The 16,930-nt window shown below is 66.7% G+C and carries 13 protein-coding genes; 7 read left to right on the top strand and 6 right to left on the bottom strand.

Translation table 11 applies throughout. The features are described 5' to 3' along the window. Positions 1 to 122 precede the first annotated feature (122 nt). Together TEP_RS01410 and TEP_RS01405 are read right to left on the bottom strand one after the other, a co-directional pair. Positions 123 to 1,622, bottom strand: coding sequence for an oligopeptide:H+ symporter (locus TEP_RS01410; RefSeq protein ID WP_049464096.1), 1,500 nt, complete (start codon positions 1,620 to 1,622; stop codon positions 123 to 125). A gap of 179 nt (positions 1,623 to 1,801) precedes the next feature. Beyond that, positions 1,802 to 2,677 (bottom strand): tryptophan 2,3-dioxygenase family protein, encoded by an 876-nt coding sequence (locus TEP_RS01405; protein ID WP_049464095.1) that lies wholly within the window; start codon positions 2,675 to 2,677, stop codon positions 1,802 to 1,804. Between the two features lie 323 nt (positions 2,678 to 3,000). Here TEP_RS01405 and pdhA point away from each other — a divergent pair, with 323 nt between their 5' ends. From pdhA to TEP_RS01385, 4 genes are read left to right on the top strand one after another with little or no spacing between them, the layout of a single operon-like run. Continuing rightward, the gene (gene pdhA, locus TEP_RS01400; protein ID WP_132823859.1) at positions 3,001 to 4,083 is read left to right on the top strand and encodes a pyruvate dehydrogenase (acetyl-transferring) E1 component subunit alpha; all 1,083 of its coding nucleotides are present in this window, start codon (positions 3,001 to 3,003) and stop codon (positions 4,081 to 4,083) included. Beyond that, positions 4,076 to 5,143 (top strand): alpha-ketoacid dehydrogenase subunit beta, encoded by a 1,068-nt coding sequence (locus TEP_RS01395; protein ID WP_025874584.1) that lies wholly within the window; start codon positions 4,076 to 4,078, stop codon positions 5,141 to 5,143. The genes pdhA and TEP_RS01395 overlap by 8 nt, the downstream gene beginning before the upstream one ends. A 1-nt stretch (position 5,144) precedes the next feature. After that, positions 5,145 to 5,498 (top strand): SH3 domain-containing protein, encoded by a 354-nt coding sequence (locus TEP_RS01390; protein ID WP_025874583.1) that lies wholly within the window; start codon positions 5,145 to 5,147, stop codon positions 5,496 to 5,498. Beyond that, positions 5,495 to 6,889 carry a dihydrolipoamide acetyltransferase family protein gene (locus TEP_RS01385; RefSeq protein ID WP_132823857.1) on the top strand — a complete coding sequence of 465 codons (1,395 nt, stop codon included), beginning with the start codon at positions 5,495 to 5,497 and terminating at the stop codon, positions 6,887 to 6,889. Before TEP_RS01390 ends, TEP_RS01385 begins: the two co-directional genes overlap by 4 nt. A 98-nt stretch (positions 6,890 to 6,987) precedes the next feature. Here TEP_RS01385 and TEP_RS01380 read toward each other — a convergent pair whose 3' ends face one another. From TEP_RS01380 to TEP_RS01370, 3 genes are all read right to left on the bottom strand, one after another. After that, complete coding sequence (locus TEP_RS01380) at positions 6,988 to 7,374, bottom strand: VOC family protein (protein ID WP_132823855.1); 387 nt, start codon at positions 7,372 to 7,374, stop codon at positions 6,988 to 6,990. Positions 7,375 to 7,604: 230 nt separating this feature from the next. Further along, positions 7,605 to 8,312, bottom strand: a complete 708-nt coding sequence (locus TEP_RS01375; RefSeq protein WP_080149666.1) for a YafY family protein — start codon at positions 8,310 to 8,312, stop codon at positions 7,605 to 7,607. After that, positions 8,312 to 8,947 (bottom strand): NAD-dependent dehydratase, encoded by a 636-nt coding sequence (locus tag TEP_RS01370; RefSeq protein ID WP_132823853.1) that lies wholly within the window; start codon positions 8,945 to 8,947, stop codon positions 8,312 to 8,314. The genes TEP_RS01375 and TEP_RS01370 overlap by 1 nt, the downstream gene beginning before the upstream one ends. A gap of 106 nt (positions 8,948 to 9,053) precedes the next feature. Here TEP_RS01370 and TEP_RS01365 point away from each other — a divergent pair, with 106 nt between their 5' ends. Beyond that, positions 9,054 to 10,592, top strand: coding sequence for a GGDEF domain-containing protein (locus TEP_RS01365; protein WP_132823851.1), 1,539 nt, complete (start codon positions 9,054 to 9,056; stop codon positions 10,590 to 10,592). A gap of 698 nt (positions 10,593 to 11,290) precedes the next feature. On the opposite strand, the gene TEP_RS01360 is transcribed toward TEP_RS01365, so the two are convergent. Next, positions 11,291 to 12,217: a DUF808 domain-containing protein gene (locus TEP_RS01360; protein ID WP_025874576.1), complete on the bottom strand. Its 927-nt coding sequence runs from the start codon at positions 12,215 to 12,217 to the stop codon at positions 11,291 to 11,293. A 209-nt stretch (positions 12,218 to 12,426) separates the two neighbouring features. Between TEP_RS01360 and TEP_RS01355 the strand changes: the two genes are divergently transcribed. Continuing rightward, positions 12,427 to 14,070 (top strand): AarF/UbiB family protein, encoded by a 1,644-nt coding sequence (locus TEP_RS01355; RefSeq protein WP_240790733.1) that lies wholly within the window; start codon positions 12,427 to 12,429, stop codon positions 14,068 to 14,070. A gap of 261 nt (positions 14,071 to 14,331) precedes the next feature. Then, the gene (locus tag TEP_RS01350; protein WP_132823847.1) at positions 14,332 to 16,437 is read left to right on the top strand and encodes a phosphoglycerol transferase I; all 2,106 of its coding nucleotides are present in this window, start codon (positions 14,332 to 14,334) and stop codon (positions 16,435 to 16,437) included. The last annotated feature ends 493 nt before the right edge of the window (positions 16,438 to 16,930 follow it).

The following is a 16,930-nucleotide window of genomic DNA, read 5'->3' as shown; positions in this document are numbered from 1 at the left end:
GCTGCTGCGTGGGCTCGGGGGCCGCGGGAGGTTGAGGCTGCGAACAGGCGCCGATCAGCGCCGCACACACCACTGCCACCACTGCACCACCGAACGTTGTACGCATGCCCACTACCCTCTCATTACTTCACGCCATGCATCAGCTTGTTGATCAGCGGCGCGACCAGGAACAGGACCACGCCCGAACCGATCAAGGCCCAGAAGCCGAAGGTATACCCCTTCAGGGCCGATTCGACCGTCATGCCGCCTTCACCACTGACTGCACCGGCGAAGATGCCCGACAGGTTGTTGCCGATGCCGGTGGACAGGAACCAGCCACCCATGCCGAAGCCGACCAGGCGCACCGGGGCCAGCTTGGTCACCATCGACAGGCCGATCGGCGACAGGCACAGCTCACCGACCGACTGGATGACGTAGACCATGAACAGGGTCCAGAACGGGATCTTGCCGTCCACGACCATGGTCGACAGGGCGAACATCAGCAGGGCGAAGGCAGCGCCGTTGAACAGCAGGCCGAGGCCGAACTTGCGCGGAATCGACGGATTGGCGCGGCCCAGGGCCACCCAGATCCAGGCGATGATCGGCGCCAGGGTGATGATCGCCACCGAGTTGACCGACTGGAACCACGCGGTCGGGAAGGTCCAATCACCCAGCTGGCGGTTGACGATGTTCTCGGCCAGGAAGGTGAAGGAGCTGCCGGCCTGTTCGAAGAACATCCAGAACATGACGTTGAAGGCGAAGATGATCAGCATGGCGATCACGCGGTCGCGCTGCACCTTGCCCTCGCGGATGCCTTCCACCAGCAGCAGCACGGCCAGCGCGGCAAACATCACGCCGAGGATCCAGGCCAGCGCGGTGGCGCCGGTGGCGAGCAGGAAGTAGGCCACCGGAATGGCCAGCAGCGAACCGACCAGCACCATGACGATGCGGCCGAAGCCTTCGGCACCGGCCGGCGGTGCGCCGATGCCCTTCAGGCCGGCACGACCGATGTAGAACCACACCAGCGAGATCAGCATGCCCACGCCGGAAGCGATGAACACGACCTTGTAGGACGGCATTTCCGAGGTGCCAAAGACCTTGCGGGCCAGGTACTCGGTCAGCACCGGAGCGATCATCGCGCCGATGTTGATGCCCATGTAGAAGATGGTGAAGCCCGAGTCGCGGCGTTCGTCCTTCAGGCCGTACAGCTTGCCGACCATGGTCGAGATGTTGGGCTTGAACAGACCGTTGCCGACAATGATCGTGGCCAGGCCGAGCTTGAAGATGTGCTCCTGCGGCAGCGAGATCATGAACAGGCCGACGGCCATGATGATCGCGCCGGTCAGGATCGAGCGCTGGTACCCCAGAACGCGGTCGGCCACATAGCCGCCGAAGATGGCTGCGGCGTACACCAGCGCCAGGTAGGCGCCGTAGATGCGGCTGGCGTCGCCTTCACCGGCGGCGTTGCCGTTGTAGAACTGGGCAACGATGTACAGCACCAACGCCCAGCGGATGCCGTAGAACGCAAAGCGCTCCCAGAACTCGGTCATGAACAGCATCCACAACGGGCGCGGGTGGCCCATCGTGGTGTTGAAGTCCGGCAGCGCCGGCTCTGGGGTGTTCGCAGTGGCGTTTACGCTCATGCGGAATTCCTGGTTCGGTGGATGGAGGCACGTCCGATGTGCGGTGAAGCAACGCGCGAGGATCACCGAATTCTGGCGTTCACGTCAAATACACGCCGTTTGAGGCAGGTCGCAGCCTGCTCGCTGAACTTGCATCTGAAACGATCCAGCCAACCTTCGGCGGCCAAGCTGAATGGGGATCAGGCCAGATCCGGCGGGGGCGCGGCCTGCAGGGTGGTGCGTACCTGGAACAATTCGGGGAAGAAGGTCAGTTCCAGGGCCTTGGCCAGGAAGCCCACGCCGGACGAGCCGCCGGTGCCGCGCTTGAAACCGATCACCCGCATCACCGTACGCATGTGGCGGAACCGCCACAGCTGGAAAGCCGTTTCCAAGTCCACCAGGTCCTCGCACAACGCGTACTCGCGCCAGTAGCGGTCGGTGTCCTGGTAGATGCGTTCGAAGACCGGCTGCAGGCTGTCGTCGGCCACGTGCGGCTGGGTCCAGTCGTGCGCCTCGTACACCGCCGGCACGGCATGGCCGAAGCGGGCCAGGTACTTCAGGAATTCCTCGTACAGGCTCGGCGCCTCCAGCACGGTGCGCAGCTGCGCCTGCCCGGCCGTGTCGTGCTCGAACACCTGCAGCATCTGCGCGTTCTTGTTGCCCAGCAGGAACTCGATGTAACGGTACTGCAGCGACTGGAAGCCCGAGGACGGACCCAGCACGTCGCGGAAGCCCAGGTACTCGGACGGGGTGAGCGTTTCCAGCACCGACCACTGCTCGGTCAGCTGGCGCAGCACCTGCTTGCTGCGCGCCAGCACCTTGCGGCACTGCCAGACCTCATCGCGCTGCAGGAAGCCGATCGCCGCACCCAGCTCGTGGCCCAGCAGCTTGAGCCAAAGCTCGGAGGTCTGGTGCTGGATGATGAAGAGCATCTCGTCGTGATGCGGCGGGTTGGACAGCGGCTGCTGCGCGCTGAGCAGCTGGTCCAGCCGCAGGTAGCCGCCGTAGGTCAGCCGCCCCTGCAGATCGGTGTGGATACCGGCTTCGAGATCGCGTTGGTTGTTGTCGACGGACATGGGCGGGACCAGATCGGGGGCGGCAAGGGTAGCGCGTTGCCGCCGCGCTGGCAGCCGTGATGACCGTACCGGGGCGTGCGGTGGGGCTGTGGAACGGTGGTTGCGCGTGGAACCGTTTGCGCCGTTCTACTGGCGCTCAGCCCAGCGTCGTTTGTGATGCTTTGCAGCAATGGCTGAATACGTTGAAGTTATTGGCATCATGCGCCCGGAAGGGGGTACAAAGGCGGGTACCGTGCTGCGCCGCAGGACGGCTTTTTCGTACGCATTCCTTAACATGGCGATTCATATCATTTGTAACTTCTCTGTCGAAGGTGCAGTACGCAATGACGGTTGCCGCTGAGTTCAAGATCGAATACCTGCAGTATCTGGACACGGACGGCATGCTCGTCCGCGATGACCTGCCCGAAGCCCTGCGCGACCCACGCGCGTTGCTGCCGATGTTCAAGCAGATGCTGTTCGTGCGCGTGTTCGACGGCAAGTCGATCGCACTGCAGCGCACCGGCAAGCTGGGCACCTACGCGGCCTGCCTCGGCCACGAAGCCGCGCATGTGGGCATCGGCGCCTCGATGCAGAAGGACGACGTGTTCGCACCGTCCTACCGCGAGTACGGCGCGATGTTCATGCGTGGCGTGCGCCCGCACGACGTGCTGATGTATTGGGGTGGCGACGAGCGTGGCAACGACTACGGCGGCAATGCCGCCAAGGACTTCCCGTTCTGCGTGCCGATTTCCACCCAGTGCCTGCACGCCGCAGGCGCTGCGCTGAAGTTCAAGCTCAACAAGGAACCGCAGATCGCAGTGGCCGTATGCGGCGACGGCGGCAGTTCCAAGACCGACTTCTACGCGGCCCTGAATTCGGCCGGTGCCTACAAGCTGCCGCTGATCCTGTGCATCGTCAACAACGGCTGGGCCATCTCGGTCCCGCGTTCGGCGCAGACCGGTGCCGAGACGCTGGCACAGAAGGGCCTGGCCGGCGGCCTGCACTGCCTGCAGGTGGACGGCAACGACCTGATCGCGGTGATGGCGGCCATGCTGCAGGCACGCGAGCGCGCGCTGGCTGGCGATGGCGGCACCGTGCTGGAACTGATGACCTACCGCCTGTCCGACCACACCACCGCCGATGACGCGCGCCGCTACCGCGACGACGCCGAAGTGAAGGATGCCTGGCAGCGCGAGCCGATGCTGCGCCTGCGCAAGTACCTGACCAACGCCGGTGTCTGGAGCGAGGAAGAAGAAGCCGCCTGGACCGCCGAGTGCGGCAAGCGCGTGGACGAGGAAGTGAACCTGTACCTCAACACGCCGGTGCAGCCGGTCGAGGCGATGTTCGATTTCCTCTATGCCGACCCGCCGCAGGACCTGCTGGCCCAGCGTGCCCAGGCGATCGCCCTGGAGCAGCGCCATGGATGAGATCAAGAACGGCGCGTCCAGCGCGCATACCAACGCCGCCGACAGCGCTGCCGTCGCGCGCGGAGAACAGAACATGACCGACACCCCGATCACCCTCATCGAAGCCATCACCCAGGCGCTGGCCTGGGAGCTGGAGCACGACAAGTCGGTGCTGGTGCTGGGCGAAGACGTGGGCGTCAACGGCGGCGTGTTCCGCGCCACCGCCGGCCTGCAGCAGCGCTTCGGTGCCGACCGCATCCTCGACACCCCGCTGGATGAAACCACCATCGCCGGCCTCACCATCGGCCTGGCCGCACAGGGCATGAAGCCGGTGGCCGAAGCGCAGTTCGATGGCTTCATGTACCCGATGGTCGACCACATCATCTGCCACGCCGCGCGCCTGCGTTACCGCACCCGTGGCCGCCTGCACTGCCCGATGGTGCTGCGCGTGCCGTGGGGTGGCGGCATCCGTGCGCCGGAGCACCACAGCGAGGCCAACGAAGCGATCTTCACCAACGTGCCGGGCCTGCGCGTGGTGCTGCCGTCCTCGCCGCAGCGCGCCTATGGCCTGCTGCTGGCCGCGATCCGCGAGCCGGATCCGGTGATCTACATGGAGCCCAAGCGCATCTACCGCCAGTACAAGGAAGTGGTCGTCAACGACGGCGAAGCCCTGCCGCTGGACGTGTGCTTCGTGCTGCGCGATGGCACCGACGTGACCCTGGTGACCTGGGGTGCGCAGGTGAAGGAAGCGCTGGAAGCGGCCGACAAGCTGGCCGGCGAAGGCATCAGTGCCGAAGTCATCGACGTGGCTACACTGCGTCCGCTGGACTTTGCCACCATCGCCGAGTCGGTGGCCAAGACCGGCCGCTGCGTGATCGTGCAGGAGGCCCCGAAGACCGCGGGCTTCGGCGCGGAAATCGCCGCACGCCTGGCCGAGGAATCGATCTACGACCTGCTGGCTCCGGTCGAGCGCGTTACCGGTTACGACACCCACATTCCGCTGTTCCGCCTGGAGATGAAGTATCTGCCGAGCGTGGAGCGGATCGTGGCGGCGGCCAAGCGCGCGGTGGCGGCAGGCTGACATGCGGGCCCGCCTTCTCGGGGCTTACCGCAGCCAGTATCCCAACCCGCTCCGGTTCCGCACCGGCCAGATCGTCGAAGTAGGTGTACGTGACGAGGAATGGCCGGCGTTTGCCTGGGTGCGTACCAGCGATGGGCGCGCCGGATGGGCACCGGTAGCGTGGTTGCAGCTGTTGGACGATGGTCGCGCCGAAGCCCTGCGCGACTACGACGCCCGCGAGCTGGATGTGGAGAACGGCGAGATGGTCAAGCTTCATCACGAACACGGCGGGTGGTGGTGGTCCGAGCGCGCCAATGGCGCGACGGGCTGGTTGCCTGCCCGCGAACTGGAACTGCTGGAAGAGAACTGCAAATGAGCCAGACCAAGAACTTCAACCTGCCCGACCTGGGCGAAGGCCTGCCGGACGCGACCATCGTCGAGTGGTTCGTCAAGGAAGGCGATGTGATCAAGCTGGACGAGCCGCTGGTCTCGATGGAGACCGCCAAGGCCGTCGTCGAAGTGCCCTCGCCGTTCTCCGGCACGGTGCTGAAGCTGTCCGGCGCTGCCGGCGACATCATCCCGACCGGCGCGGTGCTGGCCAGCTTCGCGCTGGACCCGAACCTGCCGCAGCGCGCTGACGGCCAGGACACCGGCCACAGCCACGGCCATGCCACTCCGGCTGCCGCCGCAGCACCGACGCCGCCGCCGCTGCCCACCGCAGCCGCCCCGGTAACCGCAGAAGAAGCCAAGCCGGCTGCCGCCGAGCGCGATGACGCCGGCACCGTGGTCGGCGCGATGCAGAGCTCCAACGCTGTGCATGCCGAACAGGCGCTGGCCGTGGGCGGCGTCAAGGCCGTGCCGGCGGTGCGTGCCACCGCGCGCAAGCTGGGCGTGGACCTGAGCCGCGTACGTGCCACCGGCGCCGACGGCGCGGTGACCATGGCCGACGTCAAACAGGCCGCAGCCGACGGCAGCGCGAAGATCGGCGCGGCTCCGGCAGCGGTTGCTGCACCGGCTGCCGCCGCACCGGCGCCGGCCCAGGTGGCCGCACCAGTACAGTCCGACGCACGCACCCCGCTGTCCGCTGCCGGCAAGCCGATGCGCACCCAGCCGCCGGGCGTGGTCGCCAAGGGCCAGCCGGAACCGCTGAAGGGCGTGCGCCGCAACATGGCCCGCGTCATGGCCGATGCGCACAGCAAGGTCGTGCCGACCACGCTGAACGACGACGCCGACATCCACGCCTGGCTGCCGGGCAACGACGTCACCGCGCGCCTGGTGCGCTCGATCGTGGTCGCCGCGCAGAAGGTGCCGGCGATGAACGCCTGGTTCGACGGTGACGCGCTGACCCGCACCCTGCACGCGCAGGTGGACATCGGCATCGCCGTGGATACCGACGACGGCCTGTTCGTGCCGGCCCTGCGCAACGCCGACATGCTCGACGCGCGCGGCATCCGTGAAGGCGTGAACCGCCTGCGTGAGCAGGTGGAAGCGCGTTCGATCGCGGCCTCGGAACTGAGCGGCTACACCATCTCGCTGTCCAACTTCGGCATGTTCGCCGGCCGCTACGCGACCCCGGTCGTGGTGCCGCCGTGCGTGGCCATCGTCGGTGCCGGCCGTGCCCGCCACCAGATGACCCCGGTGATGGGCGGCGTGGAAGCGCACAAGGTCATTCCGCTGTCGGTGACCTTCGACCACCGCGCCGCCACCGGCGGTGAAGCGGCCCGCTTCCTGCGCGCGATGATGGACGATCTGGCGCTGGCCAGCTGATCGGCCACCACTTCTGAAACACAAAAAACGCCGGGCACTGCCCGGCGTTTTTTTGTGCCTGCATCCACGCATGGCGTGGATCTACACAATGCGGGTGATCAATCGCGCGCAACCATGCCCTCGGCACGGCTGTACACACGCAGGCGGTGCCCATCGGGATCTACTCCGACGAAGGTGTGGCCGAATTCCAGCGTCACCGGCGCCTGGGCGATCTGCACACCGAGTGCGCGCCAGGCATCGTGCAACTGCCGCACTTCATCAGGATTGGCCACCACCATCGCCAGCTCGGCTGCACCGCCCTCCGCATCCACTGGCGGCTGCACGTCATCGCGCTGCCACAGGCCGAGCGCGACGCCATCGCCGAGCAGGAACAGGGCGAAGCCGGGCGACTGTTCGACCGGTGCCGTGCCGAGGATGCCGCCGTAGAAGGTGGCGCTGGTGGCAACGTCGCGCACGTACTGCAGCAGGGTGCTTGGCTTGAACATGGGAAAGCTCCGTGGTTGGGAGCGCTCATGGTGACCCTGCCCTGCTGACAGATGCTGTCAGCAGCGTCGAGCGGGCTCGACTGCTGCTGCTCTGGCTTTGGTAGATGTCGAGCTTGCTCGACGCTCTTGCTCTTCGCGGAGAGCAGTCGAGCAAGCTCGACATCTACCGAGAGCAAGAAGCAACGACCAGAAGCGGTCGAGCAGGCTCGACCTCTACCAAAACGGATACATCACGAACGGTCCAGCCAATCCGGAGCGATGCCCTGCGCCTTCTGCCAGCGCCGCAACAAGGTCGCGCGTGGCACCAGATAGTGCTCTTCCAACGCACGCACATGGCGAATGCGATCCAAGCGGAAATGACGGAAGTCTTCGCGGCCCTCGCACCACGCCGCCAGCATCGGCACTTCATCGAAGTACCCCAGTGCGAACGGCCAGACCACGCGCTCGGTACGCCGGCCCTGCGCATCTTCATAGGCAAACTGCAGCCGCTGCTGCGTGCCCACCGCTTCGCGTACGGCCTGCAGCCGCGCCGGGGGTACCTTGGCCGTCGTTCGCGATGGCCCTACCCGCAGGCCGCTGTCACGCAGCGCCTCGCGTCGCGCCGCCGGCAGCACGTGCGCAATGCGCGCCAGGGCATCACGCGCGGCCTCTGCCAGGGCCGGCTCGGTGCGTGCCGCCACCCAGCGCAGGCCGAGCACCAGCGCGTCGATCTCGGCCGGTGGCAAGGTCAGCGGCGGCAGCACATCGCCCGGTTCCAGCTGGTAGCCGACACCGGCTTCCCCGCGCAGGTCGGCGCCCTGCTCGCGCAGCGTTTCAATATCGCGGTACAGCGTACGCAGGCTGATGCCCAGTTCTTCGGCCAGCGCCTGCCCGGCCACCGGCCGGCGATGGCGGCGCAGCACCTGCAGCAGCTGGTTCAGGCGCAGCGCGCGGGACATCAGCCGACCAGATCGCGCGACGGCACCACGTGCTCGCCCGGCTTTGCCGCCAGCGCCGCATCCACCAGCGCGTGGGCAATCACCGGTGCCGGATTGATCCGCCAAGCACGTGGCAACACCGGCCCCAGCACACCCAGCACCTGCAGCGCGAAGTGTTCGCCACGGCGGACCTCCTGCCGCTCACCGCCGATCAGCCCCGGCCGCACCAGCGTCAGCGACGGGAAACCCAGCGCGCGCAGGTCGCGCTCCAGCTCGCCTTTGACCCAGCTGTAGAAGATCGACGAACGCGGGTTGGCGCCTGCGGCCGAGTTCAGCGCGAAGGCCTGGGCACCCTGCGCAAGGGCCAGCCGGGCGAACGCCAGCGGGTAGTCATGGTCGATGCGATGGAACGCCTCGCGGCTGCCGGCCTGGGCGATGGTGCTGCCCAGGGCGCAGATCACCGCGTCCACCCGGCCCCAGTCCGGCGCATCGGGCAGCCGGGCGAAGTCGAACACCGGGTTGTGCAGTTTCCCGTGCGGCGCAGCCAGCGGGCGGCGGCTGGGCGCGACCACGGCGCTGCAGCGGGGGTCGGCCAGCAGCTGCGACAGGGCGTGGCCTCCGACCAGTCCCGTCGCCCCCAGCAACATCACACGCATACCCACCTCCACTGCGGCATCCTGTCGCCCATCCTATCGGTTCAAGCCACCGCCGGTTGCGCCGATATGCTGTGACCAGCCCCCCTGCCATCCCAGGATGCGTTCCATGACGGACCAGCCCGACCCCCGCCCTGCCCCCGGCACCGCCATCGGGCCGCCTGCGCGCGTGCGCGCGGTGGTCGATGACGGGCGCGGCGACCGGGTGGTGCTGCAGGGCGGTAGCAGCGTGGCGTTGCAGCAGCTGTTTGCCGGGGCCGATGCGCCCGAGCCGCTGCTGGCTGCCTTCGCCAATGGCATGGCCACTCTGCCGGGTGAGCTGGGCGACATGGGTGATCGCCTGCAATCGGCGCAGGCCAGTGCCGACTGGCCGCGCTATGGCCGGGCGATGCGGCAGCTGATCGATAAATACATCCGCACCATCGACCAGCACTCGCCCGATGGCCAGCCCGACAGCCTGCGCCTGTCCGAGCAGCTGCGGTTGCTGCTGGGCGGCGCGGTGGTCGCGCTGCTGCAGCACGATCCCGACCTGCGCGAGCAGGCGCAGGCCCTGGCCGTACGCCTGCGACAATGGCAACCGGGCGCGGCACTGGAGCCGATCGAACAGGGCGCGCGCGAGCTGGGCCACCAGATCGGCGTGCGCGCCGAAAGCTGGCAGGAACAGCAGGCGTTGTTGCTTGAGTTGTTCGCCCTGCTGCTGGAGAACGTGAGCGAGCTGCTGGATGACCGCAGCTGGCTGCAGGGCCAGATCGCCGCCGTGCGCCAGTTGCTGGCCGGGCCGCTGGAAGCCGAATCGGTCGAGCGCACCCGCGCCGAGCTGCGCGAGGTGATCTACAAACAGGGCCTGCTGCGGCAGGGCATCGACGATTCGAAGGCGGCCATGCGGGGGTTGATGGGCGAGTTCATCGAGCGCATGGACGGCATGGCCGCCAGCACCGGTGAATACCACGACCGCATCGGCAGTTACGCGCTGCAGTTGCGCGAGGCGCGCAGCATCGCCGACCTCAACCACCTGCTGCAGGAAGTGATGCAGGACACCGGCAAAGTGCAGCAGCAGGCGGCGCAGGCGCGCGATCACCTGGCCAGCGCGCGGCAGGAAGTGGAACGCGCCGAACAGCGCATCAACCAGCTGGAACAGGATCTGCGCGCGGCCGGCGATCTGGCGCGTATCGATCCGTTGACCCAGGCCCTGAACCGGCGTGGCCTGGATGAACTGCTGCAGCGCGAACTGGCCCGCGCCGCACGCAACCACTCGCCGCTCGGACTGGCGGTGATCGACCTGGATGACTTCCACCAGACCAACGACGAACACGGCCATGCCGGCGGCGACGCGCTGCTGCAGCACCTGGTGGCGGTGTGCCGCCTGCTGCTGCGTGCCACTGATGGCATCGCCCGGCTGGGCGGCGACGAGTTCGTGCTGGTGCTTCCCGAAACCCCCGGCGCGGACAGCATGGCCACGGTGCAGCGGCTGCAGCGCTCACTGGCGCATCGCGTGCTGACCCTGCAGGAGCGGCGCATCCCCGTGCATTTCAGCGCGGGCCTGGCGCAATGGCAGCCGGGAGACGATGCCGATACGCTGCTGCGGCGCGCCGACAACGCCCTGTACGCGGCCAAACGCCAAGGCAAGAACCGGGTACACGCGGGCTAGCGCACGGGTGGGTGCCAACCTTGGTTGGTGCTTGCGGGAATTAAAAACCGCCGACCAAGGTCGGCCGCTACCGGACAAGGCGCCGGAAGCCGCTGGGTAGGTGCCAACCTTGGTTGGTGCTTGCGGGAATAAAAACCGCCGACCAAGGTTGGCCGCTACCGGACAAGGCGCCGGAAACCGCTCGGTAGGTGCCAACCTTGGTTGGCACGCGCGGACAACAAACCGCCGACCAAGGTCGCCCTCTACCGGGCAAGGTGCCGGAAACCGCTGGGTAGCTGCCAACCTTGGTTGGCACGTGCGGGCAACAAACCGCCGACCAAGGTCGGCCGCTACCGGACAAGGCGCCGGAAGCCGCTGGGTAGGTGCCAACCTTGGTTGGCACGCGCGGGCAACAAACCGCCGACCAAGGTTGGCCGCTACCGGGCAAGGCGCCGGAAGCCGCTGGGTAGGTGCCAACCTTGGTTGGCACGTGCGGGCAACAAACCGCCGACCAAGGTCGGCCCACCCGGGCAAGGCGCCGAAAACCGCTTGGTAGGTGCCAACCTTGGTTGGCACGCGCGGACAACAAAACGCCGACCAAGGTCGGCCGCTACCGGGCAAGGCGCCGGAAGCCGCTGGGTAGGTGCCAACCTTGGTTGGCACGCGCGGGAAACAAAGCGCCGACCAAGGTCGGCCTCTACCGTGCAGCGGGCCGGCGCTTACTTGCCGCGCAGCTTCTGGAACCCGGTCACCGCCGCCAGCACGATGGCACCGGCGATGATGCCGACCACCATGTTGCCCAGCGCGTTGACCAGCCAGCCCCACTGGCCTTCACCGCCCAGCGCCTGCACCGCGTGGTGCAGCGCCGGCACGTTGTGCACCAGGATGCCGCCACCGACCAGGAACATCGCTGCGGTACCGGCCACCGACAGGAACTTCATCAGCCACGGTGCCGACACCAGCAGGCCGCGGCCAACTGCCGCCAGCGCCGCGCCCTTGCGCGACAGGTACAGACCCAGGTCGTCCAGCTTGACGATGCCGGCGACCAGCCCGTAGACGAACACGGTCATCGCCAGCGCGATCACCACCAGGGTGCTGACCTGGTTGATGAACGACGCCGTGGCAACCACGCCCAGCGACAGCACGATGATTTCGGCCGAGAGGATGAAGTCGGTGCGGATCGCGCCCTTCACCTTGTCCTTTTCCCACGCGACCATGTCCACCTGCGCATCGGCCAGCGCCTTGCGCCGCTCGGCCTGGTGTTCGGCGTCCTCATCGGCCGAATGCAGGAACCGGTGCGCCAGCTTCTCCACGCCCTCGAAACACAGGAAGGCACCGCCGATCATCATCAGCGGCACGATCAGCGGCACGTTCCAGCCGCGGCTGTGCAGCCAGGCTTCCAGCGCGCTGATCGCCAGCGCCGCCGGCACCAGGATCACCTTGTTCACCAGCGAGCCCTTGGCCACCGCCCACACCACCGGCAATTCACGGTTGGCGTTGACGCCGGTTACCTGCTGCGCGTTCAGTGCCAGGTCGTCGCCCAGCACGCCGGCGGTCTTCTTGGCGGCGACCTTGGTCAGCACCGAGACGTCGTCGAGCAGGGAAGCGATATCGTCAAGCAGGGCAAACAGGCTGGCACCGGCCATGGGGGATCCAGTAATGGGAATGAGCGGATTCTGACCGATCCGGCGCCACCTGCGATAGCGGGTTCACCGCGCGCCCACCGGGCGGCAGGGACACTGGACGCGTAATCCGGTCCCGCCGATGGCGGGATCACGGACATCAGGTCGTCTTCGAGGAGTGTCGTTTGAGCAATCCGTCCACCGCCACAGGCAATCCGCCGCTGATCAGGGGCATGAACCGGCGCAGCCAGATCCTGCGCCTGCTGATGCGCTACCGCCATTCCGGCGTGTTCTCCGGCATGAACCTGGACGCTGCCGGCAGCCACACCGACGTGCCACCGGACGGCAATCCGGAGCAGTTCGTCAGTGACCTGGAGGCGCTGGGGCCCACCTTCGTCAAGCTCGGGCAGATGCTGTCGACCCGCCCGGACATGGTGCCGGTGGAGTTCGCCACCGCGCTGGAGCGCATGCAGGAGAAGGTGGCGCCGATTCCGGTCGAACGCATCCACGCCATCGTCGAGCAGGAGCTGGGGGCACCGGTGAACAAGCTGTTCGCTGCATTCGATCCGCAGCCGCTGGGCTGTGCGTCGATTGCCCAGGTGCATCGGGCGGTGTTGCACGACGGCCGCGAGGTGGCGGTGAAAGTGCAGAAGCCCGAGGTGGCCGCGCAGCTGCGTTCGGATCTGGAGGTGCTGCGCAGCTTCGCCCTGGCCGCCGATCATCTGACCCAGATCGGTCGCCGCGTGCGCCTGCGCGACTGGCTCAACGAATTTGCCAAGACGCTGATGCAGGAGCTGGACTACCACGCCGAGGCCGAGAACCTGTCGCGCTTCGGCCGGCACCTGAAGCCGTTCCGGCGCCTGTGGATTCCGCAGCCGCTGTGGGACTACAGCAGCCATCGCGTGCTGACCATGGAACTGGCCACCGGCGTGCGCGTGGATGCCATTCCCGATGTGCGCCGCACCGAACAGGCGATGGACCCGCTGGCGGCGGCGCTGATCCGCGGCTATCTGGACCAGATTTTCGTGCACGGCGAAATCCACGCCGACCCGCACCCCGGCAACCTGCGGGTGATGCCTGATGGGCGCTTGGCCATCTTCGACCTGGGCATGGTCGCGCACATGCCGCCGCGCCTGCGCGAGCGCCTGCTGAAGATCCTGTTTGCCGCCGTCGATGGCCGCGGCGAGGAAGTGGCCGACGACCTGATCAGCATCAGCACCCGGCTGGAGGCGTTCGATGAGGAGCGCTACCTGCGCGAGACCGGACAACTGATCGCACGCTATGCCGCCAGCGCGAATTTCTCCGAAGGGCGTGTGGTGCTGGACATGGTACGCATCGCCACCTCGTCCGGATTGCGTACGCCGCCGGAGCTGAGCCTGCTGGGCAAGGCGCTGCTCAACCTTGAAGCCGTATGCCGCCTGCTGGCACCGGACCTGGACACGCGCCGCATCGTCGAACGCCAGCTGCAGCACGTGATGCGCGCGCGCCTGAAGAAGTCCCTGTCGGCCGCCAATCTGGCCAGCGAAGCAATGGAAATGCAGCAGCTGTTGCGCGACGGACCGCGCAAGCTGTCGGACATCATGGCGCTGCTGGCCGAGAACCGCCTGCAGATGAAGGTGACCGGGCTGGAAGAATCGCGGCTGATGGAGAACCTGCAGAAGATCGCCAACCGCGTGGCCGCCGGCATCATCAGCGCCGCATTGATCATGGCGGCGGCACTGATGATGAAGATCGACACCGGCTGGCATGTGCTGGGGTATCCCGCCATCGCACTGGTGCTGCTGTTGATCGGCGTGGTGTTGGGGCTTGGCATCGTGACCAGCGCATTGTTGTTCGATCGCCGTGCGCGTTCGCGCGAGGAACGCGGGCATCGATAGTGTCGCATCGACGGTCGACGTGGATCAGCGAAAACAGTGCATTCATGCAGGTTTTTAATGCAATCGAGCGCGAGTTTTCACGCTCGATTTACGTTCGCAGCGTGATATCGCGCGCACGATTTCAACAAACATTTCAGTCAGGTTCGTGCATGCACTATCGGGTCATCGGCCTGTCATGCAGATGTGCTTGCAGCAGCGCCGGTCGGATGGACACGCGTCGGTACGACGTCCATCGCCACCCCGTCACTGCCGAAGCTGCCTATGCTCTGGATTCTGCTGCTGTCGCTGTTGCTGCTGTCCTGGTTGTTCCTCGCGTCCGCAAAGTGGGTGTGGTGGAAAGCAGGCTTGTTCTCGCTGTTGCTGCTGGCGCTCAGTGCCTGGTGGCTGATCGACAAGCTGTCCGGTGACGGACTCAACGCCGCCACCCTGTACCACCTGGGTGCGGACATGGAAGGCGCCGGTGTCGCCGACTTCAAGGGCTACATCGCCGGCTTCATCGTGCTGGCCGCCGTGTCGCTGCTGCCGCTGTTCGCTACGCGGGTGAAGCGCTGGCGCCGCCCCACGGCCGGTGGTGCCTGGTTTGCCGGTTTCGCCACGCTGTGGGTGGTCACGATCATGATCAGTCCATTGGCACGTGACGGGCAGCGCCTCTATCAGCAGCTGCGCCCGGTGGATTTCGCCCGTATCGCCCCCGAATACCAGGTGCCCACGCAGGCCCTGCAGCGCCCACGCAACATCGTCTGGATCTACGGCGAGAGCCTGGAGCGCACCTATCTGGATGAGGCCGTGTTTCCCGGCCTGATGCCCAATCTCAACCGCTTGGCGGCCAGATCGCTGGATGTGCGCGGGCTGGCCTCGGCCGAAGGCGGTGGCTGGACCATCGCCGGCCTGGTGTCGTCGATGTGCGGCGTGCCGCTGACCACCTCGCAGGGTGATGAGAACAGCATGGACCGCATGGGCAGCTTCCTGCCCAAGGCCGTGTGCCTGGGCGATTACCTCAAGCAGCAGGGCTACACCAACCATTACCTGGGTGGTGCCAACGGCCAGTTTGCCGGCAAGGGCCAGTTCCTGGCCAGCCACGGCTTCGATGAAGTGCATGACCTGGCGTGGTTCAAGCAGCAGAAGAAGATCGGCCGCATCCACTACTCGGCGTGGGGCGTGCATGACGACGTGCTGCTGGACACCGCTTACCAGCGCTTCGAGCAGCTGTCGCGGCAGGATGCGCCGTTCATGCTGACCACGCTGACCATGGACACGCACCACCCGGCCGGGCACCTGCCGGTGGCCTGCAAGGGCGAGCGCTACCAGAGCCAGTACGGCAACATCGGCATGCTCAATGCGCTCAAGTGCACCGACCGCCTGATCTCGCAGCTGGTCGAACGCATCCAAGCCAGCCCCTACGGCAAGGACACGTTGATCGTGGTCGCCTCCGATCACCTGGCCATGCCAAATGACCTCAGCCATATCCTGACCAGGCAGAAGCGCGAGAACCTGCTGTTGTTCCTCGGCGATGGCGTGGCCCCGCGCCAGCTGGCCGCCGAAGACGGCTCGACGCTGGATTCCGGGGCCACCCTGCTCAGCCTGCTGGATCCGAACCTGCAGACGATGGGCTTTGGCCGTTCGCTGCTGGACGACAAGCGCACGCCGAGTGCCAGCGCCGCGGCACGCCGTGATGGCGGCCGCGACTATCCGCAGTACCTGGCCTTCGCCCGCTCGCTGTGGCTGGGTGAGCCGACGCGGCAGCTGAAGATCGACGGCGACGACCAGGTGGTGGTGGGCCTGCAGCACGTGCAGCCGCCGGTGCTGCTGGAATACGACAAGGACTGGGACCTGAAATCGGTGTATCTGGAAAACACCTCGCGCCAGTTCGACGATGCCGACCCGGACAACACGCTCGCCTACGTCGATCGCTGCACCGCGTTCGAGGATGGCTCGGCCGACGGCGACTGGTGCGCGCTGCTGGTGAACCGCGACAACGGCATCAAGCTGTACCGGGACGGCCAGCTGCGCAACGGCATCGACGTGGATGCACCCCTGGATGCCTTCCAGGGCCCCCGCCCCAGCGTGCGCCAGGCACACATGATCACGCAGAAGGGCCGCCGTACCCGCGCCGGCCAGTACATGCTGCAGCTGGTGGCGAGCACGCGCCCGGATCGCGGTTTCTGGATCGAAGCGGTGTCCTCGCAGCGCAAGGTGGTGCTGGCCCAGCAGTGGGTGCAGCCCGACGCGGACGGCAAGATCAACGTAGCGTTCGGGCTCGACCACGAAGTGGATGATCTGGAAATCCGCGCGTGGTTGAACCATGCCGAGAAGCTGGCGGTGGATACCTTCGCACTGGTGCCCTCGCGCGGCCGACCGCGGGGGTAAAGGGGGTTCGGCAGGGCTGCGCCCTGCACCCGCCGCGGCCAAGGCAACAGCAACAGCCAAGGCAACAGCAAGAGCGGGCAATCCGTGGGATGGCGGGGCGGTATGGGTGGGCAGGACACGCCGTAAACCCGTCCTTGGGGGCTCGATGGCGCCATCCATGGCGCCAACGGTCCTGCCAACCCACACCGCCCCGCCTCTGACAGATTCCTGCAGCCGTCGGTAGGTGTCGACCTTGGTCGACACTTCTGCCAGATATGGAAATCAATCCGGGGTCAGATCCGTTTTCTTACGGAAAACGGATCTGACCCCATCTGCATGAAGAGCATCCACGCATGGCGTGGATCTACGTGTCGACCAAGGTCGACACCCACCAGGAGCACGCCATGCAATTCCGACAGATCGCGGGAAACTGTCGAAGGCGGGGTGGGTCCGGTTGCGGGGGCGTGAGCGCCATGGATGGCGCGACCGAGCTTACAGGGACGTACTTGCAGCG

The organism is Stenotrophomonas sp. TEPEL (assembly GCF_004348785.1).
Taxonomy (GTDB): Bacteria; Pseudomonadota; Gammaproteobacteria; order Xanthomonadales; family Xanthomonadaceae; genus Stenotrophomonas; species Stenotrophomonas indicatrix.
This window is presented reverse-complemented; position numbering and strand designations above follow the sequence as displayed.

Excerpts from the sequence above, each read along its gene's own strand:
- TEP_RS01410 (WP_049464096.1), bottom strand. The coding sequence starts at position 1,622 with ATGAGCGTAAACGCCACTGCGAACACCCCAGAGCCGGCGCTGCCGGAC.
- TEP_RS01405 (WP_049464095.1), bottom strand. The coding sequence starts at position 2,677 with ATGTCCGTCGACAACAACCAACGCGATCTCGAAGCCGGTATCCACACC.
- pdhA (WP_132823859.1), top strand. The coding sequence starts at position 3,001 with ATGACGGTTGCCGCTGAGTTCAAGATCGAATACCTGCAGTATCTGGAC.
- TEP_RS01395 (WP_025874584.1), top strand. The coding sequence starts at position 4,076 with ATGGATGAGATCAAGAACGGCGCGTCCAGCGCGCATACCAACGCCGCC.
- TEP_RS01390 (WP_025874583.1), top strand. The coding sequence starts at position 5,145 with ATGCGGGCCCGCCTTCTCGGGGCTTACCGCAGCCAGTATCCCAACCCG.
- TEP_RS01385 (WP_132823857.1), top strand. The coding sequence starts at position 5,495 with ATGAGCCAGACCAAGAACTTCAACCTGCCCGACCTGGGCGAAGGCCTG.
- TEP_RS01380 (WP_132823855.1), bottom strand. The coding sequence starts at position 7,374 with ATGTTCAAGCCAAGCACCCTGCTGCAGTACGTGCGCGACGTTGCCACC.
- TEP_RS01375 (WP_080149666.1), bottom strand. The coding sequence starts at position 8,312 with ATGTCCCGCGCGCTGCGCCTGAACCAGCTGCTGCAGGTGCTGCGCCGC.
- TEP_RS01370 (WP_132823853.1), bottom strand. The coding sequence starts at position 8,947 with ATGCGTGTGATGTTGCTGGGGGCGACGGGACTGGTCGGAGGCCACGCC.
- TEP_RS01365 (WP_132823851.1), top strand. The coding sequence starts at position 9,054 with ATGACGGACCAGCCCGACCCCCGCCCTGCCCCCGGCACCGCCATCGGG.
- TEP_RS01360 (WP_025874576.1), bottom strand. The coding sequence starts at position 12,217 with ATGGCCGGTGCCAGCCTGTTTGCCCTGCTTGACGATATCGCTTCCCTG.
- TEP_RS01355 (WP_240790733.1), top strand. The coding sequence starts at position 12,427 with ATGAACCGGCGCAGCCAGATCCTGCGCCTGCTGATGCGCTACCGCCAT.
- TEP_RS01350 (WP_132823847.1), top strand. The coding sequence starts at position 14,332 with ATGCTCTGGATTCTGCTGCTGTCGCTGTTGCTGCTGTCCTGGTTGTTC.